Raw genomic sequence first — 22757 nt, 5'->3', positions numbered from 1 at the left:
TCATTAAGATTTTATATTTACTTCATAAACAATTTGATTCGTTGTAATTTTAAACCATAATAAATTCAATATGAAAATTTTAATTATTGAGGATGAAATTGGAATTGCCAATTTTCTAAAACAAGGTTTAGAAGAAGAAGGTTATGATGTTTTAACCGCTTCTAACGGACAATTTGGTTTAGATTTAGCACTTACGGTACCTGTTGATTTAATTCTTTTAGATTGGATGTTGCCAAAAATTTCGGGTATTGAAGTTTGTAAAACCATCAGAAAAACTAATATTGATGTTCCAATTCTATTTCTAACAGCAAGAGATACTGTTCTAGAAACTATAGAAGGCTTACAAGCTGGTGCAAATGATTATATAAAAAAACCCTTTAGTTTTGAAGAATTATTAGAAAGAATAAAGGTATATTTCCGAAAAAATAATGCTCTCGATATACTTACTTTAGGTAGCATTCAAATAAATTTATTAAAATACCAAGTCCTTGTTGATAATAAAGAAATTTCCTTGACACAAAGAGAGTTTGAGTTACTGACTTATTTAATTAAAAATAAAGGAAAAGTTTGTACAAGAAACCAAATCATTGAAGACGTTTGGAACATTAATTTTGAATATGACACAAGTGTTATTGATGTTTTTATGAATGCAATTCGAAAAAAATTAAATCTTAATAAAGAAAATGATTTAATTAAAACCATTCGAGGTGTTGGATACATAGCTAATGATTTAAACTAATTTATCATGCCATCATTTTCATACAGAAATAGAATAGCTCTTTATTATATAGTAACTACAGGGTTATTGATATCTGTTGTGTTTACGGTTATCTATATAAGTGTCAAAGAATCTGTTTATAGACATATTGAAAATGATATTGCAGTTGAAAAAATAAAAATTTTTGATGAAATTGCTATATCAAATGACGGTTTTAAATTGATTGATTTACATGAGTGGAAAGAAAAAGAGCATAACACTTTAGATGTAAATCCTATATTTATTCAGTTTGCTGATGCAGAAGGAAAAATGTTTGATAAATCACCTAATTTAAAAAAATCTCAGCTTATTTTTCACAAATCAGAAGAAAAGTTACCCACTTATTTTGATTCAAAATTAGATAAAATTGCCATTAGACAAACTCAAATAGAGATCAACTTTAAAGATAAAACAGTAGGTTATATCATTATTGCTATGCCTTTAGAAGATGCAAATCTTGTTTTACGAAATTTGCGTTTTACACTATTAATAGCTTTTCCATTGGTTTTAGGAATATTATTTTTAGTTGCAAGATTCATTGTGGGAAGGAGCATAAAACCGGTTAAAACAATCATCCAAACTTCTAATAAAATAACAAAAGATAATTTGAATATGCGTATAGCACTTCCTGAAAATAAAGATGAGCTATATGAGTTATCAGATACTATAAATAAACTTTTAAACCGAATTGAAAATGATATTGAAAGAGAAAAACAATTTACTTCAGATGCTTCTCATGAACTAAGAACACCTTTAGCTATTATTAAAGGAACACTTGAAGTTCTTATTCGTAAACCTCGAGAAAAACAAGAATATGAAGAAAAAATTAATTTCTGTATTAATGAAGTAAACCGTGTTAATAAAATTGTAGATGAATTATTACTTTTAGCTAGATTTGAAAATGAAAAACAAAATATTAAATCAGAAAATTTATTGCTAAATGCTTTGTTGTTAGATACTTCAGCAAGGTTTTCAGAGAAAACAAATAAGAAAAATTGTCAAATTACGCATCAATTTTATGATGATTACTATATAAATTCTGATTATAATTTAGTCTCAACTATTATTAGCAACCTTTTCTCAAATGCCTTGAAGTATTCCAATGATAATTCAAAAATTCATTTAAAACTTTTTAAAGAAAACAATCACATCATTTGCACTATTAAAGATGAAGGAGTAGGAATTTCTGAAGATGATAAACATAAAATTTTTAATGCTTTCTACAGATCTAAAAGTATGGAACATCCTGATGTTAAAGGAACTGGATTAGGATTATCTATCGTTAAAAGATTATGTGATTTATTACAAATTGAAATTGATATAAATAGTAATATCGGAGTTGGAACTGAAGTTAAATTAAGTTTTCCTATAGAAAATCCTAAGTAGAACTTAAGTTTTCATATTCATATAATATGTAAATTTGTAGTGTATCCATTTAAAGGTACTAATTTTATATTATGAACAGAATAGTTGCCCTTTTTCTAATAAATGTATTTATGTGTGCCAACACATCGATAGGGCAATTATTGAAGGTACCTAACTTAATAGAACATTATAAAGAACACAAGGATGATTTAACAAATTATTCTAGTTCATTTACTCAATTTTTAAAATTTCATTATTCTAAAAATACTGAGAATAATGAAAAAGAGCATCAAGATTTACCTTTTAAAACCTTCGATAATACTGTAAATCATCTTTTTACTTTGACTACATTGAATTTCCAACTTTTATATAAAAAAGCAACTTTTAAAGTAAAGAAATCTTTTTTCTATAAAAATTCATTCAAGTCAAATTTATTTACTTCTTTTTGGCTTCCACCTAAATTGGTCTAACATAATATTGAGTAGAACATAGATAATTTCTACATTAACATCTGTATTTATTTGTAAATCAAGTAAGTACTATTTCTTAATTTTCAATTTAATAAAAATGTTAGAAAAAATAATAGCTTTCAGTCTAAAAAATAAATTCATAATTATTTTATTTACACTCGGAATTTTAGGTTTTGGAATATATTCATTAACCCAAATTTCAATTGGAGCAGTACCTGATGTTACTAATAATCAAGTGCAAGTGATCACAACTTCACAAAACCTTTCTACACAAGATATTGAACAATATATCACTTATCCAGTAGAATTAGAAATGGCTAATTTGCCAGGTGTGGAAGAAATACGTTCGGTTTCAAAATTTGGTTTATCCGTTGTAACTATTGTCTTTAATGATGAAATAGGAACGTATTTACCTCGACAATTAATTGCTGAAAAAATAAAATCAGCTTCTGAAAAAATTCCTGCTGGTTTTGGAACTCCACAAATGGGACCAATCACAACGGGTTTAGGTGAAATTTATCAATACACATTAGAAGTACAATCAGAATATAAAGACGAATATTCTGTGACTGATTTAAGAACTTTACAAGATTGGGTTGTTAAACGTCAATTATCTGGCATAAAAGGTGTTGTGGAAATAAATACTTGGGGTGGATATCTAAAACAATATGAAATAGCTGTTGTTCCTTCTGCGTTAAAGTCCATGAACATTGCAATAAGTGATGTTTTGACAGCTTTAGAAAAAAACAACAGTATCGCTGGTGGTGCTTACATCGAAAAAACCAATCAAAGTTATTTCATTCGTGGTGAAGGGAAAGTAAAATCTATTGAAGATATTAATAACATTGTAATTAAAACTTCAAATGGAAATCCAATTTTAATTAAGAATGTTGCCAATGTAAAATATGGTGCAGCCAATCGTTTTGGAGCAATAACTGGAAACGGAGAAGGTGAAAAAGTATTAGGACAAGTCATGATGCTAAAAGGAGGAAACTCAAAACAAGTCATTGATGATGTCAAAGCAAGAGTTTTAGAAATAGAAAAAACATTACCAAAAGGAGTTTACATCAACGGATTTTTAGAAAGAAGTGAATTAGTAGGAAAAACGACTTTTACAGTAGCAGAGAACCTTATTTTAGGTTGTTTGATTGTGATTTTTGTAGTGGTTTTGTTATTAGGAAATTGGCGTTCCGGTTTAGTAGTAGCTTCAGTTATTCCGTTGTGTTTATTATTTGCCATTTCGTTCATGAATATTTTCGGAATTGATGCCAATTTAATGAGTTTAGGTGCTATTGATTTTGGAATAATAATCGATGGAGCCGTCATTATTGTCGAGTTTATTGCCTTCCAAATCGCTCATAAATCCAAGCATTTAGTTGGATTGTCAAAAGAAGATAGACAGATTCAAATTGATGAAATCACATATAAAAGTGCTTCAAAAATGATGAATTCAGCTGTTTTTGGTCAATTAATTATCTTAATTGTATTCATTCCTATTTTATCGCTTTCTGGTGTAGAAGGAAAGATGTTTAAACCAATGGCAATGACTTTTAGTTTTGCATTGGTTGGAGCTATGTTATTTTGTTTTACTTATGTTCCAGTAATTTCATCTTTATTTTTAAAACCTAAAGAAGAAAACCCAAATTCACTTTCCAATAGATTGATTAACAAATTGAATTCTTGGTATTTACCTTCTATAAATTGGGCTTTGAATAACACTAAAAAAGTTTTATATGGAGCAGTTGGGTTATTAGTTACAGCAATTTTATTGTTTACAACTATGGGTGGAGAATTTATTCCAACTTTAGATGAAGGTGATTTTGTGATTCAACCGGTTTTAAAAACAGGAACGTCTTTATCCAAGACTATTGAAACTACAACTAAAATAGAACAAATTATTCTGAAAAACTTTCCTGAAGTAGAACAAGTAGTCAGTAGGATAGGAGCAGCCGAAGTACCAACCGATCCAATGAGTATGGAAGAAAGTGACGTAATTGTCAAGTTGAAACCAAAATCAGAATGGGTTTCAGCGGATACCAAAGATGGATTAGCTGATAAAATCAAAGAAGCCATAGAAAAAAAGATTCCAAATATGGAAATCGAATTCACACAACCTATTGAGATGCGTTTTAACGAATTAATTTCTGGAACACGTTCAGATGTTGCTGTAAAAGTTTTTGGAGACGATTTAGAGATTTTGGCAAAAAAAGCGGATGAAATTGCTAAAGCGATTAAAAACGTAGAAGGAGCTTCTGATATTATTATCGAAAAAACAGAAGGTTTACCTCAAATGGCTGTCAACTATAACCGTTCCAAAATAGCACAATACGGAATGAACATTGCCGATTTAAATGATGTTTTATCACTAGCTTTCTCAGGAAAAATAGTGGGAACTGTCTTCGAAGGTGAAAAACGTTTTGATATGGTCATTCGTTCGGATAAAAACAATCGTACAGATATTCAAGATATTCAAAATTTATATGTTTCTACTCCAAATGGAAATCAAATTCCAATGCAAGAATTAGCTGAAATTGAATATACAACTGGACCAGCAAAAATTTCAAGAGATAATACCAACAGAAGAATTGTAGTTGGAATTAACGTTAGAAATAGAGATTTACAAAGTGTAGTAGATGATATTCAGAAAATTGTGAATACAAAAATTAAATTACCAACAGGTTATAGAGTAACTTATGGTGGACAATTTGAAAATTTACAAAGCGCAAAAGACCGATTGATGATTGCTGTTCCAATTGCTTTAGCTTTGATTTTTATCTTGTTATACTTTGCATTTGGTTCGATTAAAGAAGCTTTGATGGTGTATTCAGCAATTCCATTATCTGCTGTTGGAGGAATTTTATTCTTATGGATTCGTGATTTACCTTTTAGTATTTCAGCTGGTGTAGGATTTATTGCTCTTTTCGGAATTGCCGTTTTAAATGGAATTGTATTAATCGAACATTTTAAAGAACTAAAACACCAAGGTATGAAAGATATCAATGAATTAATTTTAAAAGGAACAACTGATAGATTAAGACCTGTTTTATTAACAGCAAGTGCAGCTGCATTAGGGTTTTTACCAATGGCAATTTCTTCATCAGCTGGAGCAGAAGTACAAAGACCATTAGCAACCGTTGTAATTGGTGGATTATTTACCGCAACATTATTAACGATGTTAGTTTTACCAATTCTTTATAAAATTTTAGATGTCAAAGAATTTAAAAAACCAAAATTTAAAAAACATCAAACAGGTACTTATGTTATTGCTTTTTTCTTTCTTACAAGTTTTGGATTTTCACAAAATAATACTGCTGAACTAGATAGTTTAATTTCAAAAGGTATTGCAAACAATAAAAACATTAAAGCGTTACAATTACAAGTAGACAAAGCCGAAACTTCTATTAAGTCAGCCTATTCTTTTGATAAAACAATGGTTTATTACAGTTATGATCAAAATAATTTAGCTATAAATAACGAACCTTTAAAAGTGTTTGGAATTCAACAAACATTTGCTTTTCCAACCGTTTATGGAGCTCATAAAAAAGTTTTGACAGCTGAATTTGAAAAAGAAAAATCAAGTTTAGCACTTCAAAAAAATCAGTTGGCCAATGAAATTTCTGTAAAATACAACCAAATTGTTTATGTGCAGCACAAGCAAAAATTGTATCAGTATTTGGATAGTTTATACCAAAATTTCTCAAAAGCAAGTGATAGAAGATTTGAATTAGGAGAAAGTAATTACCTAGAAAAAATTACAGCTCAAGCCAAATTCCGTCAAATAAATACCCAATTAATTCAGTTAGAAAAAGAAAAGACTGGATTATATGAAATGTTGCAAGTTTTGGTTCAATCAGAAGAAAAAATTAACATAAGTACAAGTGAATTAGAACTAAAGAATATTATAAGTACTACTAGTAATAAAGACCTTTATGATACATATTATCAGAATATTATAGAAATTTATAAAAACCAAATTAGTTTTCAAAAACAACAAGCTTTACCGGACATTCACTTGCAATATTTTCAAGGAAAGAATACAGGATTATCATCATCGTTATATGGTTTTCAAGTTGGAATTGGTATTCCTTTATTCTACAATAGCTCAAAAAATAAAGTAGCAAAATTAGAATTACAAAGTTGGGAAACTCAAAAAGAAAATGAAATGCTTAAAATCGAAGCTTATTTAAAACAAAAAAATTTGGAGTTAGATCAATATAAAGAAAGCATTAATTATTATGATCAATATGGTAAAAAGCTTTCAGAAGAAATTCTAAAAGTTGCTAATATGAGTTATAAACATGGAGAAATTGACTTTTTTGAATACATTCTAAGTCTAGATAATGCTACTTCAATCCAAATTGATTATTTAGATGCTTTATTACAATACAATTTAACCCAATTACAATTACAACACATAACAATACAATAAGATGAAAAATTTTTTCTATATGATAGTATTTTCTGTTGCCATAATTTCATGCAAAAACAATGAAAATAAGCAACTTGAACTAGTAGATGATGGTTTGATTACGATTTCAAACGAACAGTTTCAATCTTCAAAATTAGAAATTGGAACACCAAAAGAGCAAGATTTCAATGTTGGTATAAAAGCCACAGGAAAAATAGATGTTCCACCTGAAAACAGAGCCAAAATTACTTCTTTTTTAGGAGGTTATGTTAAAACAACACATTTATTAATTGGTGATAAAGTAAAAAAAGGACAAGCTTTAGTTACGCTTGAAAACACTGAATTTATTGATATTCAGAAAGATTATTTAGAAGTAGCTGAACAAATTAGTTATTTAAAATCGGAATACGATAGACAAAAAACCTTGTATGATGAAAAAATCACTTCTCAAAAAAACTATCTAAAAGCTGAAAGTGAATATAAAAGAACTAATGGCATGTACCAAAGTTTAAAGAAAAAACTACAATTGTTGAATATTTCTCCAGAACAAGTACGAAAAGGCAATTTAACATCAACCATTACTATTTATGCTCCGATTGCTGGTGATGTAACCGTTATGAGTGCAAATGTTGGCATGTTTATGGCTGCTTCTGATGTGATTTTAGAAATTGTGGATACCAATCATTTGCATGTAGAATTAGCCGTTTTTGAGAAAGACATTTTAAAAGTAAAAACGGGTCAAAAAATTGAGTTTACTGTGCCACAAGCTTCAAAAGAAATATTTAAAGCAGAAGTAGTTTTAGTAGGAAAATCAATAGAAGGCAATGACAGAACCATTATGATTCATGGTCATTTAGACAATACTATTAAACAAAGATTATTAACAGGTATGTTTGTGGAAGCAACCATTTTAACTGATTCTAAAAAAGGGCTAGCTATACCAAAGGATGCTTTAATCACAGAAAATGAGAAAAATTATGTACTTTTATTGATATCAAATGAAAATAAAACTTATTCCTTTGAAAAAACAGGTGTAAAAACAGGTGAACTGTCAGCTGATTTTATTGAAATTGAAACTAATAATAAAATAAACCAAAACTCAAAAATTTTAGTAAAAGGAGTTTTTGACATCTATTAATTATGGAAAATGAATTAGAAAACTACTTACACAACCATTATATTCACAAAAGTAATTGGTTAAGAGCTGCTGTTTTAGGTGCAAATGACGGAATTTTATCAACTTCAAGTATTGCAATAGGTGTTGCAGCTGCTAGTGAATTTAGAGAACCAGTAATTTTAGCAACTTTAGCAGGATTAGTAGCTGGTGCTTTGTCAATGGCTGCTGGTGAATACGTTTCGGTAAGTTCTCAAACCGATGTCGAAAAAGCTGATATAGAACGTGAAAAGATAGAATTGGAAGAAATGCCAGAATTGGAATTGCAACGTTTAGCCGAGATTTATGAAGAGAGAGGTTTGAAAAAAGAAACAGCTTTGCAAGTAGCAAAAGAATTAACTGGGCACGATGCATTAGGAGCTCACGTAAGAGACGAATTAGGAATTAATGAAATCAATCAAGCTAATCCTTTGCAAGCAGCGTTAGCTTCAGGGGCTTCGTTTGTTGTAGGTGGAGCTTTACCTTTTTTAGTGACTTTATTTTTACCAATTGAAAGCATGGAATATTGGCTTTATGGATTAGCAATCTTGTTTTTAGCTTTTCTCGGGGCTTTAGCAGCAAAAACAGGTGGTTCAAACGTAACAAAAGCAGTATTGAGAGTTACCTTTTGGGGAACAATTGCTATGGTTTTAACTGCTTTAGTTGGACATGTTTTTGGAGTACAATTAGCTTAAACAAAACATAAATTTTCATAAAAATTTGTTTATTCAAAAATTAAGTTGTTAGATTTGCACTGTTAAAAAACAGAAATTATGTTTATAATTCAATTACATCACCATCATCATATCTACGCTCAAGCGAAGTAATGATGCTATGTAATTAATCCATATAAATCAGAAACCCGTTTGAGTACATCAAACGGGTTTTTTATTGCTAAGCAATTTTTTTAAACTCCTTTGGTGTACTTTTTAAAAACTAAAATAAAAATGAACACGTTAAAAATTGCTATTCAAAAATCAGGTCGACTTCACGATGAAAGTATCCAAATCTTAAAAGATTGTGGTATTTCAGTTTATAATGGAAATGACCAACTGAAAGTTACCGCTTCCAATTTTCCTTTAGAAGTTTATTATTTAAGAAACTCTGATATTCCTCAATATTTAATTGATGGAGTTGTTGATATTGCCATTGTTGGAGATAATCTTCTAGTCGAGAAAGGACAAAATATTCAAATTGCTGAAAAATTAGGATTCTCTAAATGTAAAGTTTCTGTAGCCGTTCCAAAAATTTTTGATTACAATACTATTCAAGATTTAAATGGATTGCGAATTGCAACGTCTTATCCCAAAACAGTTTTAGATTTTTTCAATTCAAAAGGAATTACAGTTGATATTCACCAAATATCAGGTTCGGTTGAAATTGCTCCAAATATTGGTTTATCAGATGCAATCGTGGATATTGTTTCAAGTGGAAGTACATTATTTAAAAATGGTTTAAAAGAAGTAGAAGTTATTTTACAAAGTGAAGCAGTTTTAGCCGTTTCTCCACAAATTTCTGAAGAAGCTAAAGCTTTATTGAATAAACTTCAATTCAGAATACAATCTGTTTTACGATCAAGAAAATCAAAATACATATTAATGAACGTTCCAAATCATAAAATAAATAATATTAGTAATATTCTTCCTGTTTTAAAAAGTCCAACAGTTATGCCTTTAGCTGAAAAAGGTTGGAGTAGTGTACACTCAGTAATTGAAGAGGATACTTTTTGGGAAGTAATTGACCAATTAAAAGAAGCTGGAGCTGAAGGAATATTAATTTGTCCAATCGAAAAAATGGTTTTATAAAAAAGAGAATAGAAGAAAGAACAAAGAGAAAAGGCTAAAATATGAAAAAAATATACAATCCAGAACCTAAAACATGGTCAGAAATTTTAAAAAGACCAACACAATCATTTGAAGATACACAAGAAATTGTAAAACAAGTTTTTAATGAAGTTAAGAGAAAAGGTGATAGAGCTGTTTCAAAATATACTTCCTATTTTGATGGAATTATTTTAAACACAATGGAAGTCTCAGAAGCTGAAATTGATTATGCAGCAACTCTATTATCAGACGAACTAAAAGAAGCTATTAAACTAGCAAAAGCTAATGTTGAAAAATTTCACCTAGCTCAAATTACAGAAAAAGTAAAGGTTGAAACTGTTGAAGGAGTTTTATGTTGGCAAGAAAAAAGAGCTATTCAAAAAGTAGGGCTTTATATTCCTGGTGGTTCTGCTCCTTTGTTTTCAACGGTTTTAATGTTGGCAATTCCAGCTAAAATTGCAGGCTGCAAAGAAGTTATTTTGTGTACACCACCAGATAGAAATGCCACTATTGACCCAGCAATTTTATATGCAGCTTCACTTTGTGGTATAACTAAAATTTATAAAGTTGGTGGCATTCAAGCTATTGCTGCCATGACTTTTGGAACAAAAACAATTGATAAAGTTTATAAAATTTTTGGACCTGGAAATCAATTTGTAACAACAGCAAAACAATATGCATCACAAAATGGTGTTGCAATTGATATGCCAGCTGGACCAAGTGAACTATTAGTTTACGCTGATGAAACCGCAATTCCTTCGTTTGTGGCTTCTGATTTATTGAGTCAAGCGGAACATGGAAAAGATAGTCAAGTCGTTTTAGTAACCACTTCAGAAGAACTGCTAGAAGCTGTTGAGAAAGAAATATATCTTCAAATTGAACAATTGCCAAGAAAAGAGATTGCAAAAGTTGCTATTGAAAATTCTAAATTAATTTTAATGCAAACAGAAAAGAAAGCTTTAAAATTAATCAATGAATATGGACCTGAACATTTCATTATTTGTGCTAAAAATGAAGATTATTTTATAGAGAATGTTGAAAATGCAGGATCTATTTTTATCGGAAATTATACTCCAGAAAGTGCTGGTGATTATGCTTCTGGAACCAATCACACGTTGCCAACAAATGGCTTCTCAAAAAGTTATAATGGTGTCAATTTAGATAGTTTTCTAAAAGCGATGACTTTCCAAAAGATTTCAAAAAAAGGAATCCAAAATATTGGAAAAGCTATAGAATTAATGGCTGAAGCCGAAGGATTAGAAGCTCACAAAAATGCCGTTTCAATTAGACTAAAGACTTTAAAAAATGAATAATTTCGATATCAATAAATTAACAAGGACAAATGTTTTAAAAATGAAACCTTATGCATCTGCGAGAGATGAATTCAAGGATTTTAAACATGAAATGATTTATTTGGATGCTAACGAAAATCCTTTTGATAATGGTTTAAATCGTTATCCTGATCCACAACAACTAGAATTAAAAGAGCTTATTGCTGAAAAGAGAAATGTAAAAGTTGAAAATATATTAATCGGAAACGGAAGTGATGAAGTTTTAGATTTGTTATTTAGAGCTTTTTGTGAGCCAAATAAAGACAACGTAATCACTTTACCACCAACTTATGGAATGTATGAAGTTTTGGCTAATTTAAACGCTGTTGAAAATAGAGCAGTGTTGCTAAATGATGATTTTCAACCTGATGCTGAAGCTATTCTCAACAAAACAGATAAAAACACGAAAATTTTATTCTTATGTTCTCCAAATAACCCAACTGGTAACTCTTTTTCAGACAAAATTGTATTTGACTTGTTGAGTAATTTTAATGGTTTGATTTTGATTGATGAAGCCTATATTGATTTTTCTGAGAAAGACAGTTGGTTGTTATTGCTAAAAGATTATCCCAATTTAGTAATTTGCCAAACACTATCTAAAGCTTACGCTATGGCTGGAGTTCGAATAGGTTTATTGTATGCTTCTGCTAAAATAATTTCAATTCTGAATAAAATAAAACCACCTTATAACATCAATGTGCTTTCACAAGAAAAAGCCATTAAAAAAATCCAACAAAGTACTTTAGAATTTCAAGTAAAAAAGATAATAACTGAGAGAGAGCGGTTGGCAAAAGAGCTTAAAAAGATTACTTTTATTGAAAAAGTGATTCCTTCTGATGCAAATTTTATATTGATTCAAGTGGATAATGCAAACTTACGTTACGAACAATTTATTAAAAACGGAATTGTAGTCAGAAGCAGAAGTAATCAACCTTTGTGCGATAATTGTTTGCGAATTACTGTTGGAACAAAACAAGAAAATGAAAAAGTAATTCAACTTTTAAAAACGGTACAATATGCGTAAAAAAGTATTATTCATCGATAGAGATGGAACCATAATCAAAGAAACGCAAAACGAACAAATTGATGCGTTTGATAAAATGATTTTCTATCCAAAATGTATTCCTTTTTTGAGTAAAATTGCCAAAGAATTGGATTACGAATTGGTTATGATAACAAATCAAGACGGTTTAGGAACTGATAAATTTCCAGAAGATACGTTTTGGCCAGTGCACAATTTTATAATGAAAACCTATGAAAATGAAGGAGTTGCTTTTGATAAAGTATTTATTGATAAATCATTTCCAAGTGAAAACAAGAACACCAGAAAACCAGGAACAGGATTATTAACAGATTATTTTTCTGAGGAGTATGATTTAGAAAATTCATTTGTAATTGGTGATAGATTAACTGATGTAGAATTAGCAAAGAATTTAGGTTCAAAAGCAATATTTATAAACGATAACACCAATTTAGGAACTACCGAAATCTCTGTAAAACAAGAAGAATTACAACCAATAATCGCTTTAGAAACAAATGATTGGGAAAAGATTTATAAATTTCTAAAGTTGGAAAATCGAACGGCTTCAATTCAAAGAAAAACTAATGAAACTGATATTTCAATCACTTTAAATTTGGATGGAACTGGAAAAAGCAATATTTCAACTGGAATTGCCTTTTTCGATCACATGTTAGACCAAATTGCTCGTCATGGACAAATGGATTTAGATATTCAAGTAAAAGGTGATTTAGAAATTGACGAACACCACACTATTGAAGATACAGCAATTGCTTTAGGTCAAGTTTTTGCAAAAGCTTTAGGAACGAAATTAGGAATTGAAAGATATGGTTTTTGTTTACCAATGGATGATTGTTTAGCACATGTAGCGATTGATTTTGGAGGAAGAAATTGGTTAGTTTGGAAAGCAGATTTCAAACGTGAGATGGTTGGAAAAATGCCAACCGAAATGTTTTATCACTTTTTTAAATCGTTTACTGATGGTGCAAAAGCTAACTTAAATATAAAAGCTGAAGGCACAAACGAACACCACAAAATTGAAGCGATTTTTAAAGCTTTCGCAAAAGCTATAAAAGTAGCTGTTAAACGTGATGTAGAAAAAATGATTTTACCATCAACAAAAGGAATGTTATAATGAATATTGTAATAATTGATTACGGTGCTGGAAACATTCAAAGCATTCAATTTGCTCTTGAAAGACTAGGTTTTAATGGTATTTTGAGTAGTGATTGGAACGAAATTCAAAAAGCAGATAAAGTCATTTTTCCTGGTGTTGGTGAAGCGAGTAGTGCGATGAAAAAACTCAAAGAAAGAGGATTAGATATACTAATTCCAACATTAAAACAACCGGTTTTAGGGATTTGTTTAGGAATGCAGTTGTTGTGCAAATCAACTGAAGAAGGTAATACAAAAGGACTTGGAATTTTTGAAGTTGATATTATAAAATTTTCAAATAAAGTAAAAGTTCCTCAAATGGGTTGGAATACAATTTACAATTTAAAATCAACTCTATTTCAAGATATTAAAGAGAATAAATTCATGTATTTAGTGCACAGTTTTTATGTTCCATTGAATGAGAATACTATTGCCACAACCAATTATGAAAAAGAATATAGTACAGCTCTGCATCAAGACAATTTCTTTGGAGTCCAATTTCACCCTGAAAAAAGTGGAAAGTTCGGAGAACAAGTTTTAATGAACTTTCTAAACTTATAATAACTAAAGCGAAGGACACAGATTTGAGAAATAAGAGAAACTATTAAAATATAATAAATAATAAGATTATATAAATTTCTCAAATTTTAAAAATCTGTGTTCCAAAAAAAATAAATATAAAAATGAGAATAATCCCAGCTATAGACATCATAGAAGGTAAATGTGTTCGACTTTCCAAAGGAGATTATAACACTAAAAAAATATATAACGAAAATCCGTTAGAAGTTGCCAAATCCTTTGAAGCACATGGAATTGAGTATTTACATTTAGTTGATTTAGATGGAGCGAAATCGAGTAGAATAATCAATCACAATGTATTAGAACAAATTGCTTTAAAAACCAATTTGAAAATCGATTTTGGTGGTGGTTTAAAAACGAATGAAGATTTAAAAATAGCTTTTGAAAGTGGAGCCAATCAAATAACTGGAGGAAGTATTGCAGTTAAAAATCCAACGTTGTTCAAAGAATGGATTAATCAATATGGAACAGACAAAATAATGCTTGGAGCTGATGCTAATAATAGAAAAATTGCCGTTTCAGGTTGGCTAGAAGAGAGTAAAGAAGAAGTAATTCCTTTTATTAAAAGTTATCAAATAGAAGGAATTTCGTATGTAATTTGTACAGATATTGCTAAAGACGGAATGCTTGAAGGACCAAGTTTTGATTTATATAAAGAGATTATAATTGAATGTGAAAACATTAAATTAATTGCATCAGGAGGAATTTCAACTTTTGATGAATTACCAAAATTAGCCGAATTAGGTTGCGAAGGAACCATCATAGGAAAAGCCATTTATGAAGGAAGAATCACTTTAAAACAATTAGAAAAACATATAAGTAACTAGTAAAAAATAATTAGTAATTAGTAATTAGCCTCTTTTGAAAGCTAATCACTAGTTACTAATTACTGATAACTAAAAAAAAATGCTAACAAAAAGAATAATTCCGTGCTTAGACATCAAAAATGGAAGAATAGTTAAAGGTGTCAATTTTGTGGACTTAAAAGATGCTGGTGATCCTGTTGAATTTGCTAAAAAATATTCAAAAGAAGGAGCTGATGAATTAGTTTTCCTAGATATTTCAGCTACTGAAGAAAGAAGAAAAACATTAGTTGATTTGGTTAGAAATGTCGCAAAAGCTATCAATATTCCGTTTACCGTTGGTGGTGGCATATCATCGGTTGCTGATGTAGATGTTTTATTACGCAATGGTGCTGACAAAATATCCATTAATTCATCAGCTATTAAAAATCCTGATTTAATTAACGCAATTGCTTCAAAATATGGTAGTCAATGTGTAGTAGTTGCTATTGATGCTAAAAAAATCAATGGAGAATGGATAGTGCATTTAGTAGGAGGAAAGTTACCAACGGAATTAAACCTATTTGATTGGGCTGTTGAAGTAGAAAAAAGAGGAGCTGGAGAAATTTTATTTACATCCATGAATAACGATGGAACTAAAAAAGGATTTGCCAATGAAGCCTTAGCACAATTATCTGAAATAGTAAATATTCCCATCATTGCTTCTGGTGGAGCTGGAACTATGCAACATTTCGCAGACACATTTATGCTTGGAAAAGTTGATGCTGCCTTAGCAGCCAGTGTTTTTCACTTTCAAGAAATTGAAATACCTGAATTAAAAAGATATTTAAATGAAAAGAAAATTCCAATTAGAATTTAAAAATAAAATAATGAAAATAGATTTTACAAAAAATACGGATGGTTTAACTCCTACCATAATTCAAGACAATGAGACTAAAAATGTTTTGATGATGGGTTATATGAATCAAGAAGCATTAGACAAAACTTTAGAAACCAATAAAGTGACTTTTTTTAGTCGTTCTAAAAACAGATTATGGACAAAAGGTGAGGAGAGTGGCAATTTTTTAAACTTGATTTCAATAAAAAAAGATTGTGATGATGATACATTGTTAATTCAAGTAAATCCAGTTGGACCAACATGTCATACTGGTTCAGATACTTGTTGGCAAGAAACCAATAATCAAGAATATGGATTCATTTCAAAATTAGAAAAAACTATAAAGGATAGAAAAGAAAATGCTAATCCAGATTCAAGTTATATAGCTTCATTATTTGCAAAAGGATTTAACAAAATTGCTCAAAAAGTTGGAGAAGAAGCCGTTGAAGTTGTTATTGAGGCCAAAGATTCTAATGATGATTTATTTCTTTCAGAAAGTGCAGATTTATTGTTTCACTACTTAATTTTATTACAAGCTAAAGGTTTTCAATTAAATGATGTTATTTCGGTTTTAAAACAAAGAAAAAAATAATATTTTGTAAATTTACTTGCTTAACCTAATAAGCTCAATATGAAATTTCACACTAGAAAATGGGTAAAACCCGAAGACTTAAACGCTAACGGCTCTTTATTTGGAGGAAAATTGCTTTCATGGATAGATGAAGAAGCGGCTTTATATACGATTATTCAATTTGAAAATAACAAGGTAGTTACCAAATACATGAGTGAAATCAACTTTATGAGTTCTGCCAAACAAGGTGATATTGTTGAAATTGGTATGGAAGTAGTAAAATTTGGAAATTCATCTCTTGTCTTAAAGTGTGAAGTTCGCAATAAAATGACTCATGAAACAATTATTACTATTGATAACATAACTATGGTTAATTTAGGACAAGACGGAAAGCCTAAACCTCACGGAAAAACAGAAGTAGAATATGTTGTAAACCGACTAAAAGATAGATAAAATTTTAAATCTTAACTATTTTTGTAGTTTTACCATTAACATTTAAAAGATAAGTTCCGCTACTTAGGTTTCCTGCATCTATTGTTTTATTAGTAATTGGAGCATTTAAAACTTGATTTCCGTTTAAATCATAGATTTTAGCATTACTGACTTCTAATTCACTTTTGATAGTAAATATTCCATTAGAAGGATTTGGGTAAACTGAAACTAACTCAGCATTTGGTTTCGTGAAAGAATCATCAGCTAAAGTTACACTGTTTAAAGAATTCAAAGCTACTTTAGATATTTTTCCAGATACTGTTTGAATAAAATATAAATAATCGTTTACAATTGTTATCCCATTTGGCCAAGAGCTTGGAGGTAATTGAATATTACTTTCAAGTTGAAAACCAGGATTTGAATAATAAGAAATTGTATTTCCAGAACTTTCACAAATAAATAAATTATCATTGTTTAAAACTATTCCAGAAGCATAATTTAAACCACTTAAAATTGAAGTTACATTATTGAATCCACAATTGTATTTATATAAAGCATTTGCTGTATTAGATGTAAAATATAGTTCGTTGTTATGTATAGCAAAAAAATTAGGTTTATAACCCGTTAAGATATCCGTTTGCACATTAGTTGAAAGATCTATTTTAGAAATTTTCTCAGCTACATATTGACCAATATATAAATCATTGTTTATTTGTGCCATTGGTCCAGCAATCGTTGCTAAAACGATAGGTTGAACATTAGGAGAATTTAAATCAATTTTATAAGTTTTATAAGGACTTTCAACACCTACAAATAAAATATTATTTTTGGTATAAATAAAATTGGGGTTTTCATTAAATTGATATACTATTTCTACAGTTGGAGTAGAAGATGTATAATCAAATTTGTAAACTTTTTTGTGACTATAAGCAGTAAAATAAATGTAATTATCTTTGTGAACAAGATTTGTGATTCCAGCAGAATTAAAATTTGTAATAACATCTACAACTTGACAAAAAGAGAATTTTGTTAAGAATAAAAACACTAATAGAAATAATTTGTTGTTCATAAGTAGGTTGCTTTTTAATTTGGAACAAAATCCGATTAAAGGTTTGTTTTAATCGATAAAAAGTAAATGTAATTCATTTTTAAACAAAAAGTTAAAAAAAAACACTGTTAATAAAAAAAATGCGGTAAAACCGTAAAAAATAAAATCATTACATTATGAAAACACTATCAAAAGGGATTTTAGACTATTTAATTGATTTAAAACAAAATAATAATAGAGAGTGGTTTACAGTGAGTAAAACTAGATTTGAAAAAGAGCAAAAAGAAATTAAATCATTTTTTAGTAGCATAAAAAATGAACTAAGTGAAATTGATAATATTGAAAAAATGCAAATCTTTAGAATATATAGAGATGTACGTTTTTCAAAAGATAAAACTCCTTATAAAACTCATTTTAGTGCTGGTTTTACTAGACAAAAGCCGCAACTTAGAGGAGGTTATTATTTGCATATAGAAGATAATGCTTCATTTGTTGGTGGTGGTTTTTGGGAACCTAATAAAGAAGATTTATTACGAATAAGAAAGGAAATAGCAATAGATTCTTCAGAATTAAGAGAAATAATTAATCAAAATGATTTTAAACATTATTTCGGATCATTACAAGGTGAAGAATTAAAAACAGCTCCAAGAGATTTTGACAAAAATCATCCTGATATTGATTTAATTAGAAAAAAACAATTTTTAGTAACACGTAAGTTTACAAATAAAGAAGTACTTTCTCCAAATTTTGAAAATGAAGTTATTGCCACATTTAAAGCAATGCGACCATTTTTTGATTACATGAGTGATGTTTTATCTACAGATTTAAACGGCATTTCGCTCTACTGATTCATATAATTGAATTTGACTTTTAATGCGTTCTATTAATAAATTCATCATTCGCTTGTTTAAGTTTGATGAATTGAGAATGTATTCTTTGTATTCAGTAACAGTAAACATACCAATCACAATTCCTTTTAATGAATTCCTGAATTTAATATCTCTTTGAATAGTATTTTCAATGTAATGCATTTTTTTTTCAGGTGATAGTGTAAAAAACACACCTTTTTGTTTGATGGCATAATTTTTAAAAACTTCAATAAACAAATCATTTTGAAATTTTAGAATTGGTCTTAGTGTTTCATTTTGAAATTTTTCTTCAGGAGAGGAGTCTTTGGTAATTATACCAATTGCTGTTCCTTTGTGTGCTAAAAGTAATTCATCACGAGTTTCCATGTTTTTCTTTTAAAGATAAAAAAAAATAACCTCTAATTTCTTAGAGGTTATTTAAGTTATTAAAAACTAATTGTTTATAATTATTTTAATTTGAAAGTAACTTTTCTTACAAGCGAATAGTTAGCAGAACCTTCTCCTAAACTATCCTCTCCTTGAGGAACGATATTTAATCTTGAACCAGCAATTCCAGCTTTTTCTACGATAGACTTAACTCTTTCAGCTCTTTTTCTAGATAATTCTTTGTTATAATCACTAGAACCTCTAGTATCTGCTGAACCAATAATGTCTACTGTTGCACTTGGATTATCTTTAAGATAGTTAATTACAAAGTATAAATCATTTGTAGAAGATGATTTTGGATCAAATGAATCTGTATCAAAGAAAATATTAATATAACCTTGGTTGATTAATTCATAAGGAGATTTTCCACTTCTTCCACTAGCACCATTTGTACCGTTTGCAGTAGCAACAGCTTCTTTAGTTTTCGTTTCAACATATCTTTCTAATTCATCTGGAACACCATTGTTGTTTAAATCAATAGCTCTTCCTTTAGAATCGACAGCAACTCCATTAGTAGTGTTGTTCTCAACATCTAAATAATCTGGAACACCATCTCTATCAGTATCATTCATCATAGTTTCCATTTCACCGATTCTTTCTTCAAGCTCAGCTTGTTTTTCATCTTGCATTTCATAAGCCCAGTCAGCATGAGTCTCGTTACTACCTAAATAGATTGATAAACCTAAAGTAGCATTATATAATGTTCCGTTGAAACCTCTATCATCTGGTACATTTCCAAAACCAGAAGTTCCATCAAATGTATAGTGTTGTCTAATATTATTAATCATAGTAAAGTCAGCATTTAAAGCTACTTTCTCAGTTAATTTGTATTGACCAGTTAGACCTAACAAAACATTAGTCATATTGTCTTCACCGTCAAATCCATCTGATGTCATGAATGAATAACCAAGACCACCGTGCATTTGGATATTAAAACTTTGAGTAAATTCCTCAAAATTTAAAGCTCTTCCAAGATTTAAAACTCCTTGTAAATTAGCTCTATAGTATTGTGATTTAAATTCTGGTACATCACTAGGATTTTCAAAGCTGTCATAACCGAAATCTACTTTCATACCAAATTTAGAGTTGAACATATATCTTGCACCTAAATCAACATGATAAAAAGAAAAATCTTCTACATAATAACCTGGCATAAAAGGGGTAGTTGGTCTAGATAAACCACCATTTACATCAATCGACCATTTGTTGTAAGCATTTGACTGCATTCCACCATTAACTTCTTCTTCTTGAGCTATTGCACTAGTAAATATGAATAGCGACAATAATAGTAATACTTTTTTCATGAATTTATTTATTGTTTGTGTAACCCTGCAAAAGTATTAAAATTATTATTAACAATTGGCCTTTTTTTACAAAAAAAACCTAATTTGTCTTATTTAGCGATAGGAAATAACTTAATAATAACTTAATCTTTTTTTTATTTTAACCCTTTTTTATAAAGTTATATTCCAAGATTTCTAAATCAAAGTAATTAACAGAAGATACTGTATAATCAATGATATCAGCCATTATGTGTTCATAATTTTCCCATACCTTATCTTTAGAAAAGCAATAAATCTCAAATGGAATTCCCAACTCAGAAGGTTGAAGATAACGAACCATCAATAACATTTCTTGATTAATACCTGGATGATTTTGTATATATTGATGAATAAATTTTCTGAATAGTCCCAAGTTTGTTAGGTTTCTACCATTTAAGATTACTGATTTATCAATTGAATGGTTATTATTATATTTTTTAATATCAGATTGTCTATGATCAATATAAGATTTTAATAATGCTAATTTTTCAAACTTTGGCAATTCTTCATCATTTATAAACCTTACAGAACTTGGTTTTATTAATAAACTTCGTTTAAAACGTCTTCCATCAGAATTTTGCATTCCTCTCCAGTTTCTAAAACTATCAGATATTAAACTATACGTTGGAATAGTAGTTGTTGTATTGTCAAAGTTTCTAACTTTAACGGTTGCTAAGTTGATTTCAATTACATCTCCATCTGCTCCGAATTTTTCCATTGTAATCCAATCACCAATACGAACCATATCATTAACCGAAACTTGAATACTTGCCACAAAACCAAGTATAGTATCTTTAAAAATCAAAAAGATTAAAGCAGAAATTGCTCCAAAAGTTGTCAATAAAGTTTTGAAATTGGTATCAAACATTATTAATACAAAAGAAGTAATTCCAAAAATCCAAAGCACAATCATAATTACTTGAATGTAACTATCTATTGGCTTGTCACTGTATCTTGGTTTGTGTTTTAGATAATCTTTCAAAGAGTTAAAAACACTTCGAACAATCCATAAGAATAAAACTATGATATATATCTTAATTCCTTTTGAAAAAAACTCTTCCCAATACACAAAATCTTTAAGAATTATTGGAACAGTTTTATAAACATAATATAAAGGTATAAGATGAGCTATGTATTTTGCAGTTTTATTAGCAACTAAAAAATCATCAAATGTTGACTTTGTTCTTGTTGCAATAATAGCTAAAGCAATAATCAATATTTTTTTGAAAATATAATCTAACAATAGAGCTATTGTAATAAGTATAGCAATATTAATAAATAAACTTACATATAACGACATAGTATCGTCAACATGAAAGTTTTTTAGTAATTCATAAGACCAATTATATATTTTCATGTCTCAAGTATTTTTTTTCAATGTAAAATGTTCCAAAAGGAATTAATGAAGCAATACAAATGATTAAAAATGTAGAGAAAGACCAATTAAGTTTAAATTTTAAAAGAATAGCTAAAGCAATATAGCCTATGAACAATAAACCATGCACCATTCCTAATGGATACAAGATAGATTTATAAAGTTCTAAGTTAATATTTTTAGTAATAAACATGTTAGCAAATAAGAAAAGGTATGAAAATCCTTCTAAGACAGCAACTATTTTAAAGGTTTTTATCATGATAAAGCAGAATAAATTACATATCCATATATTACAAATCTAAATACACGGAATAAGGCAAATAAGAAAAAATGTTTACGAGAAAAGTTAATCATTCCTGCAGCCAAACAAGCCATTGCAAAAGGTAATGGTAACAAGGCTCCCACAATAATTAAAAAACCACCCCATTTTTGCATGTTGATGATGTGTTTAGTCATTTTCCCATACATGTATCTATTTACAGAAGGAATTGCAGCTAATGTTCTTCCTAAAAAGTAAGCAATAACACCACCCGTATAAGATAAAACAGCTAATATAGAAAGATAGAGTAGTGGTGATTCTGTGTTTTTTGTCCAAGCAATAAAGATGTCTGGTGGAATTAATCCTAATATACTTTCAGAAATTAAAAAGATAGAAAATAAGAAAAAATCACTAAAATTTTTAGTAGCATAAACCATAGCATCATTCAAATTGATGACTTTTTCATTAACATAAAAAAGAACAGCAACTAATAAAACGGTTGGAATAATTGCTTTTTTTAATCCTTGTAAGATAAACGAATAAAACCCAGTATACTTATAATACTGATGAAGTAATTTAAAACGTGATTTTTTAGTATTTGACATTTTTAATTTATTATTATTTTATCTTAATGCAAAATTAGACAGAATATTATTGATTTTACGTTAAGATATGTATAAAAAAATCGGTAATTAAACCGATTTATATTATGTAAA

At 29.0% G+C, this 22757-nt stretch carries 22 protein-coding genes; 16 read left to right on the top strand and 6 right to left on the bottom strand.

The window, feature by feature from the left end; genetic code table 11:
• The first annotated feature begins 70 nt into the window (after positions 1 to 70).
• The 15 genes from ACFO3U_RS09180 (at position 71) to ACFO3U_RS09110 (ending at position 16763) form a co-directional block, all read left to right on the top strand.
• Entirely contained in the window at positions 71 to 739 is a 669-nt protein-coding gene (locus tag ACFO3U_RS09180) for a response regulator transcription factor (RefSeq protein WP_379740983.1), read from the top strand.
• Positions 740 to 745: 6 nt separating this feature from the next.
• Entirely contained in the window at positions 746 to 2143 is a 1398-nt protein-coding gene (locus ACFO3U_RS09175; protein ID WP_379740979.1) for a sensor histidine kinase, read from the top strand.
• Between the two features lie 71 nt (positions 2144 to 2214).
• Positions 2215 to 2592: a hypothetical protein gene (locus tag ACFO3U_RS09170; protein WP_379740976.1), complete on the top strand. Its 378-nt coding sequence runs from the start codon at positions 2215 to 2217 to the stop codon at positions 2590 to 2592.
• A 97-nt stretch (positions 2593 to 2689) separates the two neighbouring features.
• Positions 2690 to 7021: a CusA/CzcA family heavy metal efflux RND transporter gene (locus ACFO3U_RS09165; protein WP_379740973.1), complete on the top strand. Its 4332-nt coding sequence runs from the start codon at positions 2690 to 2692 to the stop codon at positions 7019 to 7021.
• 19 nt (positions 7022 to 7040) lie between these two features.
• Positions 7041 to 8138 carry an efflux RND transporter periplasmic adaptor subunit gene (locus tag ACFO3U_RS09160; protein ID WP_379740970.1) on the top strand — a complete coding sequence of 366 codons (1098 nt, stop codon included), beginning with the start codon at positions 7041 to 7043 and terminating at the stop codon, positions 8136 to 8138.
• A 2-nt stretch (positions 8139 to 8140) separates the two neighbouring features.
• Positions 8141 to 8848: a VIT1/CCC1 transporter family protein gene (locus ACFO3U_RS09155; protein WP_379740967.1), complete on the top strand. Its 708-nt coding sequence runs from the start codon at positions 8141 to 8143 to the stop codon at positions 8846 to 8848.
• Between the two features lie 252 nt (positions 8849 to 9100).
• Entirely contained in the window at positions 9101 to 9958 is an 858-nt protein-coding gene (hisG, locus tag ACFO3U_RS09150) for an ATP phosphoribosyltransferase (protein ID WP_379740964.1), read from the top strand.
• Positions 9959 to 9999: 41 nt separating this feature from the next.
• On the top strand, positions 10000 to 11289 hold the full coding sequence (hisD, locus tag ACFO3U_RS09145) for a histidinol dehydrogenase (protein WP_379740960.1): 1290 nt from the start codon (positions 10000 to 10002) through the stop codon (positions 11287 to 11289).
• Entirely contained in the window at positions 11282 to 12331 is a 1050-nt protein-coding gene (hisC, locus tag ACFO3U_RS09140; RefSeq protein ID WP_379740957.1) for a histidinol-phosphate transaminase, read from the top strand. Before hisD ends, hisC begins: the two co-directional genes overlap by 8 nt.
• A complete protein-coding gene (gene hisB, locus ACFO3U_RS09135; protein WP_379740954.1) occupies positions 12324 to 13460 on the top strand; it encodes a bifunctional histidinol-phosphatase/imidazoleglycerol-phosphate dehydratase HisB in 1137 nt (378 codons plus the stop codon). The genes hisC and hisB overlap by 8 nt, the downstream gene beginning before the upstream one ends.
• Positions 13460 to 14041, top strand: a complete 582-nt coding sequence (gene hisH / locus ACFO3U_RS09130; RefSeq protein ID WP_379740951.1) for an imidazole glycerol phosphate synthase subunit HisH — start codon at positions 13460 to 13462, stop codon at positions 14039 to 14041. The genes hisB and hisH overlap by 1 nt, the downstream gene beginning before the upstream one ends.
• 122 nt (positions 14042 to 14163) lie before the next feature.
• A complete protein-coding gene (hisA, locus tag ACFO3U_RS09125; protein ID WP_379740948.1) occupies positions 14164 to 14886 on the top strand; it encodes a 1-(5-phosphoribosyl)-5-[(5-phosphoribosylamino)methylideneamino]imidazole-4-carboxamide isomerase in 723 nt (240 codons plus the stop codon).
• A 79-nt stretch (positions 14887 to 14965) separates the two neighbouring features.
• The gene (hisF, locus tag ACFO3U_RS09120; RefSeq protein WP_379740945.1) at positions 14966 to 15721 is read left to right on the top strand and encodes an imidazole glycerol phosphate synthase subunit HisF; all 756 of its coding nucleotides are present in this window, start codon (positions 14966 to 14968) and stop codon (positions 15719 to 15721) included.
• A gap of 10 nt (positions 15722 to 15731) precedes the next feature.
• The gene (gene hisIE, locus ACFO3U_RS09115; protein WP_379742073.1) at positions 15732 to 16331 is read left to right on the top strand and encodes a bifunctional phosphoribosyl-AMP cyclohydrolase/phosphoribosyl-ATP diphosphatase HisIE; all 600 of its coding nucleotides are present in this window, start codon (positions 15732 to 15734) and stop codon (positions 16329 to 16331) included.
• A 39-nt stretch (positions 16332 to 16370) separates the two neighbouring features.
• On the top strand, positions 16371 to 16763 hold the full coding sequence (locus ACFO3U_RS09110) for an acyl-CoA thioesterase (RefSeq protein ID WP_379740942.1): 393 nt from the start codon (positions 16371 to 16373) through the stop codon (positions 16761 to 16763).
• A gap of 4 nt (positions 16764 to 16767) precedes the next feature.
• Here ACFO3U_RS09110 and ACFO3U_RS09105 read toward each other — a convergent pair whose 3' ends face one another.
• Positions 16768 to 17811 (bottom strand): T9SS type A sorting domain-containing protein, encoded by a 1044-nt coding sequence (locus tag ACFO3U_RS09105; protein WP_379740939.1) that lies wholly within the window; start codon positions 17809 to 17811, stop codon positions 16768 to 16770.
• Positions 17812 to 17966: 155 nt separating this feature from the next.
• On the opposite strand from ACFO3U_RS09105, the gene ACFO3U_RS09100 reads away from it, so the two are divergent.
• Positions 17967 to 18638 carry a DUF2461 domain-containing protein gene (locus tag ACFO3U_RS09100; RefSeq protein WP_379740936.1) on the top strand — a complete coding sequence of 224 codons (672 nt, stop codon included), beginning with the start codon at positions 17967 to 17969 and terminating at the stop codon, positions 18636 to 18638.
• Here the strand turns inward: ACFO3U_RS09100 and ACFO3U_RS09095 are convergent.
• The 5 genes from ACFO3U_RS09095 to ACFO3U_RS09075 form a co-directional block, all read right to left on the bottom strand.
• Positions 18615 to 19025 (bottom strand): glyoxalase, encoded by a 411-nt coding sequence (locus ACFO3U_RS09095; RefSeq protein WP_379740933.1) that lies wholly within the window; start codon positions 19023 to 19025, stop codon positions 18615 to 18617. The two genes, ACFO3U_RS09100 and ACFO3U_RS09095, sit on opposite strands and share 24 nt — an antisense overlap.
• A gap of 80 nt (positions 19026 to 19105) precedes the next feature.
• Positions 19106 to 20389 (bottom strand): OmpA family protein, encoded by a 1284-nt coding sequence (locus tag ACFO3U_RS09090; protein ID WP_379740930.1) that lies wholly within the window; start codon positions 20387 to 20389, stop codon positions 19106 to 19108.
• Positions 20390 to 20528: 139 nt separating this feature from the next.
• A complete protein-coding gene (locus tag ACFO3U_RS09085) occupies positions 20529 to 21764 on the bottom strand; it encodes a mechanosensitive ion channel family protein (RefSeq protein ID WP_379740927.1) in 1236 nt (411 codons plus the stop codon).
• On the bottom strand, positions 21751 to 22041 hold the full coding sequence (locus ACFO3U_RS09080; RefSeq protein WP_379740924.1) for a DUF3817 domain-containing protein: 291 nt from the start codon (positions 22039 to 22041) through the stop codon (positions 21751 to 21753). The genes ACFO3U_RS09085 and ACFO3U_RS09080 overlap by 14 nt, the downstream gene beginning before the upstream one ends.
• Positions 22038 to 22646: a YqaA family protein gene (locus ACFO3U_RS09075; RefSeq protein WP_379740921.1), complete on the bottom strand. Its 609-nt coding sequence runs from the start codon at positions 22644 to 22646 to the stop codon at positions 22038 to 22040. Before ACFO3U_RS09075 ends, ACFO3U_RS09080 begins: the two co-directional genes overlap by 4 nt.
• Between the last annotated feature and the right edge of the window lie 111 nt (positions 22647 to 22757).

It is taken from the genome of Flavobacterium ponti (assembly GCF_042652765.1).
Taxonomy (GTDB): Bacteria; Bacteroidota; Bacteroidia; order Flavobacteriales; family Flavobacteriaceae; genus Flavobacterium; species Flavobacterium ponti.
This window is presented reverse-complemented; position numbering and strand designations above follow the sequence as displayed.

Excerpts from the sequence above, each read along its gene's own strand:
- ACFO3U_RS09180 (WP_379740983.1), top strand. The coding sequence starts at position 71 with ATGAAAATTTTAATTATTGAGGATGAAATTGGAATTGCCAATTTTCTA.
- ACFO3U_RS09175 (WP_379740979.1), top strand. The coding sequence starts at position 746 with ATGCCATCATTTTCATACAGAAATAGAATAGCTCTTTATTATATAGTA.
- ACFO3U_RS09170 (WP_379740976.1), top strand. The coding sequence starts at position 2,215 with ATGAACAGAATAGTTGCCCTTTTTCTAATAAATGTATTTATGTGTGCC.
- ACFO3U_RS09165 (WP_379740973.1), top strand. The coding sequence starts at position 2,690 with ATGTTAGAAAAAATAATAGCTTTCAGTCTAAAAAATAAATTCATAATT.
- ACFO3U_RS09160 (WP_379740970.1), top strand. The coding sequence starts at position 7,041 with ATGATAGTATTTTCTGTTGCCATAATTTCATGCAAAAACAATGAAAAT.
- ACFO3U_RS09155 (WP_379740967.1), top strand. The coding sequence starts at position 8,141 with ATGGAAAATGAATTAGAAAACTACTTACACAACCATTATATTCACAAA.
- hisG (WP_379740964.1), top strand. The coding sequence starts at position 9,101 with ATGAACACGTTAAAAATTGCTATTCAAAAATCAGGTCGACTTCACGAT.
- hisD (WP_379740960.1), top strand. The coding sequence starts at position 10,000 with ATGAAAAAAATATACAATCCAGAACCTAAAACATGGTCAGAAATTTTA.
- hisC (WP_379740957.1), top strand. The coding sequence starts at position 11,282 with ATGAATAATTTCGATATCAATAAATTAACAAGGACAAATGTTTTAAAA.
- hisB (WP_379740954.1), top strand. The coding sequence starts at position 12,324 with ATGCGTAAAAAAGTATTATTCATCGATAGAGATGGAACCATAATCAAA.
- hisH (WP_379740951.1), top strand. The coding sequence starts at position 13,460 with ATGAATATTGTAATAATTGATTACGGTGCTGGAAACATTCAAAGCATT.
- hisA (WP_379740948.1), top strand. The coding sequence starts at position 14,164 with ATGAGAATAATCCCAGCTATAGACATCATAGAAGGTAAATGTGTTCGA.
- hisF (WP_379740945.1), top strand. The coding sequence starts at position 14,966 with ATGCTAACAAAAAGAATAATTCCGTGCTTAGACATCAAAAATGGAAGA.
- hisIE (WP_379742073.1), top strand. The coding sequence starts at position 15,732 with ATGAAAATAGATTTTACAAAAAATACGGATGGTTTAACTCCTACCATA.
- ACFO3U_RS09110 (WP_379740942.1), top strand. The coding sequence starts at position 16,371 with ATGAAATTTCACACTAGAAAATGGGTAAAACCCGAAGACTTAAACGCT.
- ACFO3U_RS09105 (WP_379740939.1), bottom strand. The coding sequence starts at position 17,811 with ATGAACAACAAATTATTTCTATTAGTGTTTTTATTCTTAACAAAATTC.
- ACFO3U_RS09100 (WP_379740936.1), top strand. The coding sequence starts at position 17,967 with ATGAAAACACTATCAAAAGGGATTTTAGACTATTTAATTGATTTAAAA.
- ACFO3U_RS09095 (WP_379740933.1), bottom strand. The coding sequence starts at position 19,025 with ATGGAAACTCGTGATGAATTACTTTTAGCACACAAAGGAACAGCAATT.
- ACFO3U_RS09090 (WP_379740930.1), bottom strand. The coding sequence starts at position 20,389 with ATGAAAAAAGTATTACTATTATTGTCGCTATTCATATTTACTAGTGCA.
- ACFO3U_RS09085 (WP_379740927.1), bottom strand. The coding sequence starts at position 21,764 with ATGAAAATATATAATTGGTCTTATGAATTACTAAAAAACTTTCATGTT.
- ACFO3U_RS09080 (WP_379740924.1), bottom strand. The coding sequence starts at position 22,041 with ATGATAAAAACCTTTAAAATAGTTGCTGTCTTAGAAGGATTTTCATAC.
- ACFO3U_RS09075 (WP_379740921.1), bottom strand. The coding sequence starts at position 22,646 with ATGTCAAATACTAAAAAATCACGTTTTAAATTACTTCATCAGTATTAT.